Source organism: Roseovarius sp. MBR-51, assembly GCF_053628575.1.
Genome location: NZ_JBRJGQ010000010.1, coordinates 112,351 through 125,198, shown reverse-complemented (window position 1 = coordinate 125,198; position 12,848 = coordinate 112,351). Strand labels below are relative to the sequence as shown.

Annotated in this window: 12 protein-coding genes and 1 pseudogene; all 13 read left to right on the top strand. The window is 63.0% G+C overall.

The window, feature by feature from the left end; translation table 11 throughout:
- Window positions 1-51: 51 nt before the first annotated feature.
- The gene (locus tag ACSSVY_RS15675) at window positions 52-678 is read left to right on the top strand and encodes an RNA polymerase sigma factor (RefSeq protein ID WP_230802091.1); all 627 of its coding nucleotides are present in this window, start codon (window positions 52-54) and stop codon (window positions 676-678) included.
- Between the two features lie 91 nt (window positions 679-769).
- Entirely contained in the window at window positions 770-1,102 is a 333-nt protein-coding gene (locus tag ACSSVY_RS15670; protein WP_180287451.1) for a hypothetical protein, read from the top strand.
- Window positions 1,092-2,885, top strand: coding sequence for a DUF3141 domain-containing protein (locus tag ACSSVY_RS15665; RefSeq protein ID WP_454270542.1), 1,794 nt, complete (start codon window positions 1,092-1,094; stop codon window positions 2,883-2,885). Before ACSSVY_RS15670 ends, ACSSVY_RS15665 begins: the two co-directional genes overlap by 11 nt.
- Entirely contained in the window at window positions 2,869-3,048 is a 180-nt protein-coding gene (locus tag ACSSVY_RS15660; RefSeq protein ID WP_008282892.1) for a hypothetical protein, read from the top strand. The genes ACSSVY_RS15665 and ACSSVY_RS15660 overlap by 17 nt, the downstream gene beginning before the upstream one ends.
- Window positions 3,041-3,883 (top strand): enoyl-ACP reductase FabI, encoded by an 843-nt coding sequence (gene fabI, locus ACSSVY_RS15655; RefSeq protein WP_008282891.1) that lies wholly within the window; start codon window positions 3,041-3,043, stop codon window positions 3,881-3,883. The genes ACSSVY_RS15660 and fabI overlap by 8 nt, the downstream gene beginning before the upstream one ends.
- Window positions 3,880-4,475 (top strand): annotated as a pseudogene (petA, locus tag ACSSVY_RS15650) (ubiquinol-cytochrome c reductase iron-sulfur subunit). The gene fabI and the pseudogene petA overlap by 4 nt, the downstream one beginning before the upstream one ends.
- A gap of 39 nt (window positions 4,476-4,514) precedes the next feature.
- Entirely contained in the window at window positions 4,515-5,210 is a 696-nt protein-coding gene (locus ACSSVY_RS15645) for a CBS domain-containing protein (protein ID WP_008282889.1), read from the top strand.
- A 158-nt stretch (window positions 5,211-5,368) separates the two neighbouring features.
- On the top strand, window positions 5,369-5,836 hold the full coding sequence (locus ACSSVY_RS15640; RefSeq protein ID WP_454270541.1) for a phospholipase D-like domain-containing protein: 468 nt from the start codon (window positions 5,369-5,371) through the stop codon (window positions 5,834-5,836).
- Between the two features lie 466 nt (window positions 5,837-6,302).
- Window positions 6,303-6,668, top strand: a complete 366-nt coding sequence (locus tag ACSSVY_RS15635) for a DUF5676 family membrane protein (protein WP_008282887.1) — start codon at window positions 6,303-6,305, stop codon at window positions 6,666-6,668.
- On the top strand, window positions 6,665-8,047 hold the full coding sequence (locus tag ACSSVY_RS15630; protein ID WP_008282886.1) for an MBL fold metallo-hydrolase RNA specificity domain-containing protein: 1,383 nt from the start codon (window positions 6,665-6,667) through the stop codon (window positions 8,045-8,047). The genes ACSSVY_RS15635 and ACSSVY_RS15630 overlap by 4 nt, the downstream gene beginning before the upstream one ends.
- Window positions 8,044-9,552 (top strand): thymidine phosphorylase family protein, encoded by a 1,509-nt coding sequence (locus tag ACSSVY_RS15625; RefSeq protein ID WP_008282885.1) that lies wholly within the window; start codon window positions 8,044-8,046, stop codon window positions 9,550-9,552. Before ACSSVY_RS15630 ends, ACSSVY_RS15625 begins: the two co-directional genes overlap by 4 nt.
- Window positions 9,549-10,496 carry a ribose-phosphate diphosphokinase gene (locus tag ACSSVY_RS15620; RefSeq protein WP_008282884.1) on the top strand — a complete coding sequence of 316 codons (948 nt, stop codon included), beginning with the start codon at window positions 9,549-9,551 and terminating at the stop codon, window positions 10,494-10,496. Before ACSSVY_RS15625 ends, ACSSVY_RS15620 begins: the two co-directional genes overlap by 4 nt.
- Window positions 10,493-12,847: a copper-transporting P-type ATPase gene (locus ACSSVY_RS15615; RefSeq protein WP_008282883.1), complete on the top strand. Its 2,355-nt coding sequence runs from the start codon at window positions 10,493-10,495 to the stop codon at window positions 12,845-12,847. The genes ACSSVY_RS15620 and ACSSVY_RS15615 overlap by 4 nt, the downstream gene beginning before the upstream one ends.
- Window position 12,848: the final 1 nt, after the last annotated feature.

Sequence of the window (12,848 nt, the reverse complement as noted above, 5' to 3'; positions counted from 1 at the left end):
AATCAGCGCTGATCGCACCTTCGCAAACCTCTTGGAAAGGGCAGAGACATCATGGCATCGCAAGACAGTGGCAAGCCCGATGTGCCCGACGCTTCGCCGGAACGCGCCCTGTTGGACGGGCGCGGAGCGTTTATGGGATTTCTGGTCAAACGGCTTGGCAACCGCGCAGATGCAGAGGATGTCCTGCAAGACTTCTGCATCCGCGTGCTGTCACGCAAGGATCAGCTCCGAGAGGTCGAACGAATGGATGCGTGGCTCTACACAATCCTGCGGTCCACTTTGAACGATCACTACCGCAAAGGGACCCGGCGTAGCCGGCTGGCGGCGGCGGCGGCGCGCGAACCAGAGGAATGGATTGCCGATGCGCCCTCACAGATGGCGCGGCTGTGCACCTGCCATGGCGGGTTGATTTCCGAACTGCGCCCGGCGGATGCCGAACTGATCCGGCGCATCGATTTCGGCGAAGAAGATCGCGAAAGCGTGGCAGCCGATCTGCGGCTTAACCGCAACGCACTTGGTGTCCGGCTACACCGGGCACGCACTGCTTTGCGCGAGGCGCTTACAACGCATTGCGGCAAGTGCTGCCAAGAGGACCGGGACGATTGTTACTGTCCGCCCGAGGGCTGCGAGAACGACAAACACGAGACTGATTGCGAAGAAGAGGGACAACTATCCTGATCGCAGCGAAGTCGGGTCTGTAACGATTTCCATGATCCAGCGTCTTCTTCTGTGAGTGTGCCCGAAGGCACAACCGCAGGAGAAATTGAACATGCCACGTATCACGTCGGATTGGAACTCGGGAGTACCCCGTCAACCATCATCCGATGACGATCTTCGCGTCTTTTTATCCCGGATGACCTGCGCATGTGCCGAGACTTCCGCGTACGCAGATGCCCCGATGGCACGCGCGTTGTTCAACCGTGTGGAAGTGATGAAACAACCCCCGACGCTTGCGGCACGCGCGCTGGGTATTGCGTCTCGCGATGCGACCTATCTCCTTTCCGGTCTGCGCGAGGATGTGGCGAAGGATTTCGTGCGTGTGATGCTCGCTGGACGACCCTCCATAGACACTACCAATCAAGAGGAAGCTGATGATGAATAAGAGCCTGCGCCTTGCGACAGTGACCCCGGAACAATTTCTTGCACCCGTTTCCGGTAACGCAACGACCGCTAGTAACGTGCCTTACGTCCAAGACGCCTTTGAACGCTGGGTGCTGCTTCTCGACACGCTGCGTGAACGCGCCGACAATATGATCGCGCATGAGCGGCAGGGCATGCCGCCGCTTCTGGATTTCGATTACGAACTGCTGCTGGACGCACGCACCTTTGAGCGGTCGGCCAACTACGCGCTGCTCAGGATCACGCGGGTCGGCGACGATTGCTGGGACGATTGCGTGGACGAGGCCAAGCCGCCCGTGATCGTCATTGATCCGCGCGCCGGGCACGGGCCCGGTATCGGCGGCTTCAAGCGCGACAGCGAGGTCGGCATGGCGATGCACGAGGGCCATCCGGTCTATTTCGTGATCTTCTACCCCGAGCCCATGCCAGGTCAGACGCTGTCGGATGTGCATTATGCCTTGCGCGACTTCGTCTCCGAGGTCGCTCGCCGTCACCCGGACACAGGCCCCGTGCTCTACGGCAATTGCCAGGCCGGTTGGGCGGCCACGCTGCTGGCGGCGGATTGCGACGGTCTGACCGGTCCGATTGTACTGAACGGCTCGCCGCTCAGCTACTGGTCGGGCGAGGCGGCAAGCAGCCCGATGCGGATGATGGGCGCACTGTCGGGCGGGGCATGGGCCGCCCATATGATCTCCGATCTGGGGGACGGGCGGTTCGACGGTGCCTGGCTGGCACAGAATTTTGAGACCTTGCAACCCGAAAAGGCGATCTGGGACAAATACGCGAACCTCTTTGCCCATGCCGACACCGAACGCGAGCGGTTCCTTGAGTTCGAACGCTGGTGGAATGGCTACTACACGCTCAGCCGCGAGGAAATCCTCGGCATCACGCAGAACCTGTTCATCGGCAACCGGCTGGAACAGGGCGAGATGCAGCTGGATGCGCATTGCACCGTCGATCTTAAGCGCATCAGCAATCCGCTGATCATCTTCGCCTCGGACGGTGACAACATCACGCCGCCCGAACAGGCAATGGGGTGGATTGGCAAGCTTTATCCCGATACCGATGCGCTCAAGGCAGCCGGGCAGCGCATCGTCTATATGACGCATCCGCGTGTCGGGCATCTGGGCATCTTCGTCTCCGGCTCCGTCGCGCGGCTCCAGCATCGTGCGATTCTGGAAAGCCTGGACGATGTCGAGGCCCTTTCCCCGGGTCTCTACGAGATGGTGATCGACAACCCGTCGGGTGACCCGGACTGCGAGACCGGCGATTTTGAGGTGCGATTCGAACCGCGCGAGGTCGATGATCTGGGCATTGCATCGGACGATGCGGCCTTGAAACAAGTGGCGCAGATATCGCGGATCAACGAGGCGGTCTATTCGATTTTCGTCAGTCCTTGGATCCGCGCCGCGACGACCCCGGCCAGCGCTGAGGCGCTCCGTGCGCTGCACCCCATGCGCTGGACCAGAACGATGTTCTCCGAACAGGTGAACCCGTGGATGGCCCTGATCAAGTCCACCGCCGAAACGCTGCGCGAGACGCGCTCACCATTGCCGGACGACCACCCCGCGATCGTGGCCGAGCGTGCGCTGTCGGCGCGCACCGGCGAGGGTATAGGCGCATGGCGCAAGGGACGCGATGCCTGGATCACCCATGTCTTTGGCGCGATGTTCGGCAATTTCCCGTTCGCCGCAGCAACCACACAGGCGGAAAAACCGTCGGCCTCATCAAAAAAAGGAATGAACAATTATGGAATGGCTTTTTGAAAACTGGGTTTTGGTTCTCGTCTTCGGCGGAATGGCCGCAATGCACCTTTTCGGGCACGGACATGGCGGACACAAACATGGCAAGTCGGCCAAGCGTCATGGTGCGCACGACAAGAAGTCCGAAGCTTCCGCCGATACCGAGGCAGTGTCGGAGGATGCCTGAATTCGACGCATGCTGCGATCCTGCGGAACTGCTTGATCTGTCCGGCCGGAAGGGTCTGGTTGTCGGCATCGCCAATGATCGCAGTCTGGCGTGGCCTGCTGCCCTGCATTTCCGTCAAGCGGGTGCCGAGCTCGCCATCACCTATGTCGATGAGCGCACCAAACCTCATGTGGTGCCATTAGCTGCACGTCTCGAAGCGCCGATCCTGCTGCCCTGTGACGTGAATGCGCCGCACGAACTCGACGCTGTCTTCGACGCCATCACGGACCGCTGGGGAAAATTGGATTTCATCCTTCATGCCGTGGGCAGCGTGCCGCCCGGCGACCTTCATGGCCGCCTGACTGACTGTTCGGCTGCAGGGTTTTCCCAAGCGATGCATGTGTCCGTCCATTCGCTGATCCGCATGGCGCATCTTGCCGAGCCCCTGATGAAAAGCGGCGGCAGCCTGATCACTCTGAGCTATCTGGGTGGCGAACGTGTGGTGGAGAATTACAACGTGATGGGGCCGGTCAAGGCGGCGCTTGAGGCCACCGTGCGCTATCTGGCTCACGAACTCGGGCCGTCGAACATCCGCGTCAACGCCATTTCGGCGGGACCCGTGATGACCCGCGCGGCGTCCGGGTTGACCGGCTTTGCGGGTCTTCTGGACGCGACCGCGCGAGTTGCCCCATTGCGGCGCAACGTCACGGCCGACGAGGTGGGCCGCGCCGCCCTGCTGTTCGCCAGCGACTATACCGGCGGCATCACGGGCGAGGTGCTGCATGTCGATGCGGGTGTTCACGTCGAAAGCCCTGTCGCCGCAGCCAAAATGAACGTCAAATCGGAGGAATCATGATGCGCCAGACCATTGACGAAACCAATCAATTGCCCGCAACAGAGCGCCGCGATTTCCTTTATTATGCAACGGCCTCAACCGGCGCGATTGCCGCAGGCGCGGCGGTCTGGCCGTTGATCAATTCGATGAACCCCTCGGCCGACGTGACCGCGTCCGGCACGGTCAGGGTTGATCTTTCCGGCGTCGAACCGGGCCAACGTATTACCGTGAAGTGGCAGGGCCACCCGGTCTTTGTCTGGCGCAGGTCTGAGGCAGCGATCCAGGCTGCACGGGCCGTCGATCTCGACCAGCTTCCCGATCCTGTTGACGAAGCGGGCGAGAATCCGAACACAAGTGGCGAGGAGCCAGCGCTGGATGAGAACCGCGCGGCGGGCGAGGATGGCGAATGGCTGGTCGTTATCGGTGTCTGTACCCATCTCGGCTGTATCCCCTTGGGCCAGGATGGGTCGGCGAATTCGGCGGTTGGTTCTGCCCGTGCCACGGATCGCATTACGACACCTCGGGCCGGATCCGGAAGGGGCCGGCCCCACGCAACCTCGACATCCCACCTTACGATTTGGGCGACGACCTGCAACTCGTTATCGGCACCTGACGTGCTGAACAAGCCAAAACTCAAGAAGGAGACTATGACATGCTCGCCAAGGATATCATGACAACATCGGTGATCTCGGTCCCGCTGGAGGGACAAATCGAGGACGCGGTACGCTTGATGCTCGACCACAATATCAGCGCGCTGCCCGTCGTTGACGCCGAGGGCGACCTCAAGGGACTTGTCAGCGAAGGCGACCTCATGCGGCGTGTCCGCGAAACAGACGGACCACGCCGGTCATGGTGGCTCGAGGTGCTTGGCGGGGCAAGCGAATCCGCACAGGATTTCGTGAAGCTCAAAAGCCACCGGGTCGAAGACGTGATGACAAGGGATGTGGTTTCGGTAGAAGAGGATACGAATGTCGCGGAAATCGCGCGTCTTCTGGAAAAGCACCGGATCAAGCGCGTGCCGGTGGTGAGATCCGACAAAGTGGTCGGCATCGTCAGCCGTGCGAACCTGCTCCACGCCTTGTCGGCGCTTCAGGATGGGGCGCTGCCGGAGCCGTCGGAGGACGACCGCGTGCTGCGTGCGAAGATTGAAGAGGCTCTGAAAGAAGTGCCCGGTGCAGCGGTCAACCTCATCAACTACACGGTGGACAAGGGGAATGTCGCCGTCTGGGGTGTCGCCGACAGCGATTTCGAGGAGAATGCGATCCGGGTTGCCGTCGAAAACGTGCCCGGTGTCAGGATGGTTGAGGTCCATATGGGACGACTGCCGGCCTGGGCTTACGGGATCTGACTCACATTGCGCAGATAAACCCGGCCTGGCAGGACGCCCGCCCGCTTCCATCAAACGCCATTCCCGAAGAGGCCGACGCAATCGAAGGACTGCTGGTACCGAGCTATTCGCGCAAGTGTCAAAAGAGGCTTGCCTGTCTGCACGCGGGACTGATCGGGATGGCACAGACCTGCGTTTATCTGACGTCGCCCTATTTCGGTCCGGGCACCGTGGTCGACCGGGCGCTTCAGGATGCCGCGCGTCGCCGCGTGGACGTCCGTCTGCTGGTGCCTCGCACGAGCGATCCTATGGTCGCTGGCTGGGCGACGCGGGCGGCATATGCGCAGCTTCTCTCGGCGGGCGTGAGGGTCTACGAGTATCTGCCCCGTCCATTGCATGCCAAGACGTCGGTCGTCGATACAGGCTGGTCGATCATCGGGTCAGCTAACCTCGACTACCGAAGCCTGTTCGTCAATCAGGAGCTGGTTCTGGTCGCACATGACCGCGTGCTGGCAGGGCAGTTGCAGGCCCAATATCTGCAAGATCTTTCGGATGCCCGCGAAGTCACTCTTCGGGCTTGGCATTCCCGCGGCTGGCGCGCGCGAGGTTTCGAGGTGATCGGATGGGCCGCGCGGCGGCTGCTGTAACCTATGGCACCGGTCAGCCGATAGCCTGCCGGGATGCAGTAACTCTGTCTGCAATATCGACGCCTTCCTACGGCAGAGCGATACACTTGCTCCTGTACTAACGAAGACCGACAGGTTGTCAATTTCTGTAATGCTTCCGGTCGGGGCGCGTCTATAGAACGAAACCAAACAAAAGGAGGTCCAGATGGACGACCGATCAACTTCTCAGACGCAAGACACAGCACAGCAAAAACAGGGCGGATGTTGCGGTGGCAAGACCGACGCGCAGCCGAAAGCAAATGTCGAACCGCAGGTCGCGGAACCCGCAAAGGCAAAACCGGCCAAATCCGGCTGCTGCTGCGGCTAGGGCCGAGGCAAAGCCACCGCAGGATGGGCGTCTGGCGCTTGGTGCGCCCATCCTGAACCGGCGCCGTCCAGCGGATGTGTTCGCGCTCCGTCCGGATCCACGACAAGAAGGGAGAAAGCCATGATGCCCATTTTCTATTTCACCGCAGTCGCGGTGATCCTTTTCCTGGCCCTGCGCATGACGTGCGGGGCCTGCGTCATGGGCGGGCCTGCCGGGGCAGGGCGTGTGCGTCTGCCGGTTGTGCCGCTTGGTTGGGCGCTGAGCCTGTTCCTGGCGCTGACCTACCTTGTGTGCATCGCATTCGATCTGATCTTTCCCGCCTATGCAATGTATGAAACCTGGTCCGGTCTGCTGCCCGGTTTCGTCTGGCTGACCCCGGTGGGCTTCATCATCGGGCTGGTCGAGAGCTTTCTCTACGGTTGGTACGCCGCGCTGATCTTCGGCGGCCTTTACAACGCCATCGCGGCAAGGGGAACAGCGACGTGATCCCGACCGCACGTCCGAAACTGCGCTTTCTTGGCGCCGCCGGGACGGTGACGGGATCGCGCTATCTGGTCGAGGCCCTGGGGCGGCGCATTCTGGTCGATTGCGGGCTGTTCCAGGGCTTCAAGCAGTTGCGGGCGCGCAATCGCAAACCTTTCCCTGTGCGTGTCAACACCATCGACACTGTGCTGCTCACCCATGCTCATCTGGACCATTCGGGATATCTGCCGACACTGATCCGGGCGGGGTTTCGCGGGCGGGTTCTTTGCACAGAAGCAACGGCAGATCTGTGCGGGCTTATTCTGCCCGACAGCGGCCATATCCAGGAAGAAGAGGCGCGCTTTGCCGCGCGGAGGGGATATTCCAAACACAAGAAGCCAAAACCGCTCTATACGCTCAAGGATGCAAAGGCCGCGCTGGACCGCTTTGATCTTCAACCGTTCGACCGGCGAATAGATTTAGGCGACGGCATCGCGGCCCGTTTCATTCCGGCGGGGCATCTGCTCGGGGCGGCGCAGATCCGGCTTGAGGTCGGCGGCAGGGTTGTCCATTTCAGCGGCGATCTGGGCCATGATCCCGATCCGCTGATGCGACCGCCCCAGCCATTCGGCGGAGCAGATGTTCTGGTCTGCGAGTCCACCTATGGCAACCGGTCCCATCCCGACGTGGACCCAGAAGCCGAACTGGCCCCGATCCTCAAACGCACCTTTGCCCGCGGCGGCACGGTGCTGATCCCGTCCTTTGCCGTCGGACGGGCGCAGGGGCTGATGCTGCACATTGCGCGATTGATGGAGCGCGGCGATATTCCCTATGTCCCGGTGTTCCTCAACAGCCCGATGGCGGTGAATGCGACCGAGATCTATCACCGTCATCACGCCGAGCACCACGTCAGCCGCGAAGACTGCATTGCGATGTTCGAGATCGCCAAGAGGGTAAACACGGTCGAGCAATCCAAGGAGCTGAACACGCGCCAGGGCCCGATGATCATCGTCTCCGCCAGCGGAATGCTGACCGGCGGGCGTATCCTGCACCATCTGGCCAGCTTCGGCGGCGATCGGCGGAACGCGATCTTGCTCTCCGGTTTCCAGGCCGGCGGCACGCGTGGCGCGGCGCTGGCCGGGGGCGCGCGGACATTGCGCATGTTCGGACGGGAGTTCCCGATCGAGGCCGAAGTGGTTCAGCTCCAGTCCTTTTCCGGACATGCCGATGCCGATGAGATCCTGCGCTGGATGTCCGCCGGTCCCGCCCCCGAGATGACCTATCTCACCCATGGGGAACCTGTCACCGCCGACACCCTGCGATTCCGCGTCGAACACGAGCTAGGGCGATCCGTGCGCGTGCCCGAACATCTCGAATCCGTCTACCTGGACAGGCCGCGATGACCGAAACGCTTGCCCTGGTCTCTTCCCGCATCGACACCTACCGGCAGCCGGTCGTCTACATGCATGAAGACTGTCACGTCTGCCGTTCCGAGGGGTTTGCTGCCCAGACACGCATACGAATCGACCTGAAGGACCGCTGGATCATCGCGACCCTGAATGTCGTCCGCCGCGGAGCATGGCTTGCCGTGGACCAGGCGGCATTGTCCGTTTCCGCCTGGGCCGCGCTTGGCGCTGAGATTGGAGACGAAGCCGCTTTCTCGCACCCTGAACCGCCCGCTTCGGCGTCTATGATCCGGGCGAAAGCCTATGGCGAGCGGCTGGACCGGGCCGGGTTCGCGACGATCGTGCGCGACACGCTCGACAGCCGGTTATCGGATCTCGACCTTGCCGCCTTCGTGACCGCCTGCGCCGGCGACAGGCTGAACGAGGCCGAAACCGTGGCGCTGACCCGCGCCATGAAGGAAGCAGGGCAGACGCTCGACTGGGGGCAGCACACTGTCCTCGATAAGCATTGCGTCGGCGGATTGCCGGGCAACCGGACGACACCCATCGTCGTCGCGATCGTCGCGGCGGCGGGGCATCTGATCCCCAAGACGTCGAGCCGTGCGATCACATCGCCTGCCGGAACCGCCGACACCATGGAGGTGATGGCGCCCGTCGCGCTTGACGCCGCCGCGCTGCGCCGGGTGGTCGAAGCCGAGGGCGGTTGCCTCGTCTGGGGTGGCGGGCTCGCCCTCAGTCCTGCCGACGATCATTTTATCCGTGTCGAACGCCCCCTCGATTTCGACTCCACCGGTCAACTCGTAGCGAGCGTACTGTCGAAAAAGGCGGCCGCCGGTGCCACCCATGTTCTGATCGACATGCCGGTCGGACCAACGGCCAAGGTGCGGTCTGCCGGAGCGGCGGAGGCACTCGGGATACGGCTGTCTTCGGTGGGCAAGGCGTTGGGTCTGAACCTGGCGCTACATATCAGCGATGGCGTGGCCCCGGTGGGACGTGGCATGGGCCCGGCGCTGGAGGCGCACGACGTGCTCGCGGTTTTGCGGCGCGCGCCGGATGCACCTGGCGACCTGCGTGCGCGGGCGCTGGATCTGGCCGGACATCTTCTGGACCTCGCACCGCACGCCGTTGCTGGGCGGGGGCGGGACCGCGCGCAGGCGCTTCTCGATAGTGGTGCAGCGGAGGCAAAGTTCATGGCAATTTGCGCGGCACAGGGCGGTTTCCGCAAACCCGGAACCGCAGCGCAGCAGATCGAAATACGCGCCCCTCATGCGGGCCAGTTGACCGCCATCGACAACCGACGCATCGCACGCATCGCCAAGCTGGCCGGGGCCCCGCGTCAGAAGAGCGCCGGCATCCGCCTTCTGGTGCGGATCGGGGATTGGGTGGACAAGGGCCAGCCGCTTTATGAGCTTCATGCCGAGACACCAGGCGAACTGGCCTATGCCCTGGCTTACGCGGAGTCCCAGACCGGGGTGCTGACGCTGTCCGAGGCAGTGTCATGATCCTTGTCGCGTTTCCCGAGATGAGGCCGCTTGCCGAAGACCTGGCACCCGCGCTTGGGGCGGACCTGCTCGCTCTCGACTGGCACCACTTCCCAGATGGCGAAAGCCTGATTTCGCTGCCCGGCGATCTGGACGGGGCCGATGTGGCATTTCTGGCGACTTTGCGCGATCCCGACCGGCTTGCCCTGCCCTTGCGCTTCGCCGCGGCGACGGCGCGCGAGATGGGCGCGCGTCGCGTCGGATTGATCGCGCCTTATCTTGGCTACATGCGGCAGGACCGCCGCTTCGAGCGCGGGCAGGCGGTCAGCGCGCCGCTCTTTGCGCAATTCCTGGGGGAAAGCTTCGATTGGCTGGCGAGTGTCGATCCGCATCTGCACCGCATCGCGCGGCTGCAGGATGTCTTCCCGATGCCTGCCATACGCGCCGTATCCGCCCCGCTGCTTGCGACCTGGATCAGCACGAACCTGCCAGACGCCGTTCTTCTGGGCCCTGACAGCGAAAGCCAGCAATGGGTCGCCGAGGTGGCCCGGCTGGCCGGACGGCCCTATGAGGTCTTGCGCAAGGTGAGATCCGGTGACCGCAGTGTCGATGTCAGTGTGCCCGAAAGCGCGGCGCTGCACGAAGGTACGCCAGTGATCCTCGACGACATCGCATCTTCCGGCGTCACGATGGCACGCGCCGTCGAAAGATTGCTTGCGGCTGGAACCGCCGCGCCTGTCTGCCTGGCTATCCATGCGGTCTTTGCGCACGGCGCTCAGGACGCCATTCTGTCGGCTGGTGCGGCAAGAATCATCACCACCGACACCATACCCCATCCAACGAATGCGATCGGAATTGCCGGTCTATTGGCCGAAGCGATCCTTTCGGTCGTGACAGCCCTTGACCTTCCAGTTGCTGGAACAATTAGGCTGGACCCGAATCCCGCCGAGAGGACAACCGAATGAACGACCAAGTAAGCCATGCTGCACATGAAACCGAATCCAACATTTACGTCTGCCCGATGCACCCTGAGGTACGGCAGAACGGTCCGGGCGATTGCCCGAAATGCGGGATGCATCTTGTGCCCGAGGCGGAGCTCGACAACCATGCCGGGCATGATCACCACGGTCATGACCATCACGCTGGTGCCGCCCCGGCGGACGGCAGATATGATACCGTCCCGGAGGGCTATGACGGCGCTGTCTACACCTGTCCGATGCACCCGCAGGTTCGCCAGGTCGAGCACGGCTCCTGCCCGATCTGCGGAATGGGGTTGGAGCTTGAGTCCGGGGTCCCGATGGACGACGGCCCGAACCCCGAACTGGTGGATTTCACCCGGCGTTTCTGGGTTGGCACGGTACTGACCATTCCGCTTCTGATCCTCACCATGGGTCCCTATCTCGGCTTTCCGGGAGTGCGCGAGATTTTCGGCGAGCGCGCAACCCTCTGGATCGAGTTGGTTTTCGGGACCCCGGTGGTTCTTTGGTGCGGCTGGCCGTTTCTGGTTCGGGGCTGGAATTCGTTCCGGACGATGAATCTCAACATGTTCTCCCTCATCGGTATGGGGGTAATCGCGGCCTGGCTCTTCAGCGTCGTCGCCGTTCTGGCACCCGGCATATTCCCGGACGGATTTCGCGACGCCGAAGGTCATGTCGGCGTCTATTTCGAGGCGGCGGCGGTGATCGTGACGCTCGTGCTGCTTGGCCAGGTGATGGAATTGCGCGCCCGTGAAGGCACCGGCAAGGCGATCCGCGCGCTTCTCGACATGGCGGCCAAGACCGCGAGGGTCATCCGAGACGACGGGTCCGAAGAGGAGATACCGCTGGAGGACGTACAGGTCGGGGACCGGCTGCGCGTGCGTCCCGGTGACAAGGTGCCGGTCGATGGCGTTGTGCTGGACGGCCGGTCCTCGGTCGATGAAAGCATGATCTCAGGTGAACCTGTGCCGGTGGAGAAGACCGAGGGCGACCCGCTGACCGGCGCGACGATCAATGGCACCGGTTCTCTGGTGATGGAGGCGACGCGTGTCGGGTCCGACACGATGCTCGCGCAGATCGTCGAGATGGTGTCGAACGCGCAACGCTCGCGCGCACCGATCCAGAAGTATGCCGACAAGGTGGCGGGATATTTCGTTCCGGCCGTGATCGGTATCGCGGTCCTGTCCTTCATCGCGTGGGCGGTCTGGGGGCCATCCCCGGCGCTGTCCTACGCATTGATCTCGGCTGTCGCCGTGTTGATCATCGCCTGTCCCTGTGCGCTCGGCCTCGCCACGCCGATGTCGATCATGACGGCAACGGGGCGGGGGGCCCAGGCCGGGGTGCTGATCAAGAACGCCGAGGCGCTGGAGCGGTTCGAGAAGGTCGATACCCTGATCGTCGACAAGACCGGCACGTTGACGATGGGCAAGCCGCAGCTTGTCGCCGTCCTGCCGCAACCCGGTCACGACGAGGCCGAGGTCCTGCGTCTCGCCGCATCGCTGGAGCGCGGATCGGAACACCCCCTCGCTGAGGCCATCGTGCGCGGCGCGGAAGAACGCGATGTGAAGATGGCGGACGCGGACGACTTCGAGGCGGTCACAGGAAAGGGCGTGAAGGGCGTCGTGGGCGGCAAGGTGGTCGCATTGGGCAACCTGGCGATGATCCGGGACCTTGGCCTTGAGGCCGGCGACCTGACCGCCAAGGCAAATGCCCGTCGCGACGAGGGCGAGACGGTGATGTTCGTGGTGCTGGATGGCGAGATCGCGGGTCTCGTCGCTGTCGCCGATCCGGTGAAGGAGACCACGCCCGCCGCCATCAAGGACCTGCATGCACTGGGGTTCCGCGTCATCATGGCCACCGGTGACAACGAGCGCACGGCCAAGGCGATCGGCGCACGTCTCGGCATTGACGAGATCCGGGCCGACGTGCTGCCCGAGGACAAGGCGCGGATCATCAAGGAATTGCAGCAGCAGGGCCGCAAGGTGGCGATGGCCGGCGATGGCGTCAACGACGCGCCGGCCCTGGCCCAGGCCGATGTCGGCATCGCCATGGGCACCGGGGCCGATGTGGCCATCGAAAGCGCGGGCATCACGCTGGTCAAGGGCAACCTCGACGGTATCGTGCGCGCACGGCGGCTCGCACGGGCCACCATGCGTAATATCCGGCAGAACCTGTTCTTCGCACTGATCTACAACGCCTCTGGCGTGCCTGTCGCGGCGGGGGTGCTGTTTCCGTTCTTCGGCATCCTCATCAGCCCGATGTTTGCCGCCTTCGCCATGAGCGCCTCGTCGATATCGGTGGTGCTCAATTCGCTGCGCCTTCGCGGCGCAAAGATCTAGA

Bases quoted from the DNA above. Each gene is read 5' to 3' on its own strand.
- ACSSVY_RS15615 (WP_008282883.1), top strand. From the start codon at position 10,493: ATGAACGACCAAGTAAGCCATGCTGCACATGAAACCGAATCCAACATT.
- ACSSVY_RS15645 (WP_008282889.1), top strand. From the start codon at position 4,515: ATGCTCGCCAAGGATATCATGACAACATCGGTGATCTCGGTCCCGCTG.
- fabI (WP_008282891.1), top strand. From the start codon at position 3,041: ATGCCTGAATTCGACGCATGCTGCGATCCTGCGGAACTGCTTGATCTG.
- ACSSVY_RS15660 (WP_008282892.1), top strand. From the start codon at position 2,869: ATGGAATGGCTTTTTGAAAACTGGGTTTTGGTTCTCGTCTTCGGCGGA.
- ACSSVY_RS15675 (WP_230802091.1), top strand. From the start codon at position 52: ATGGCATCGCAAGACAGTGGCAAGCCCGATGTGCCCGACGCTTCGCCG.
- ACSSVY_RS15640 (WP_454270541.1), top strand. From the start codon at position 5,369: ATGGCACAGACCTGCGTTTATCTGACGTCGCCCTATTTCGGTCCGGGC.
- ACSSVY_RS15625 (WP_008282885.1), top strand. From the start codon at position 8,044: ATGACCGAAACGCTTGCCCTGGTCTCTTCCCGCATCGACACCTACCGG.
- ACSSVY_RS15670 (WP_180287451.1), top strand. From the start codon at position 770: ATGCCACGTATCACGTCGGATTGGAACTCGGGAGTACCCCGTCAACCA.
- ACSSVY_RS15665 (WP_454270542.1), top strand. From the start codon at position 1,092: ATGATGAATAAGAGCCTGCGCCTTGCGACAGTGACCCCGGAACAATTT.
- ACSSVY_RS15620 (WP_008282884.1), top strand. From the start codon at position 9,549: ATGATCCTTGTCGCGTTTCCCGAGATGAGGCCGCTTGCCGAAGACCTG.
- ACSSVY_RS15635 (WP_008282887.1), top strand. From the start codon at position 6,303: ATGATGCCCATTTTCTATTTCACCGCAGTCGCGGTGATCCTTTTCCTG.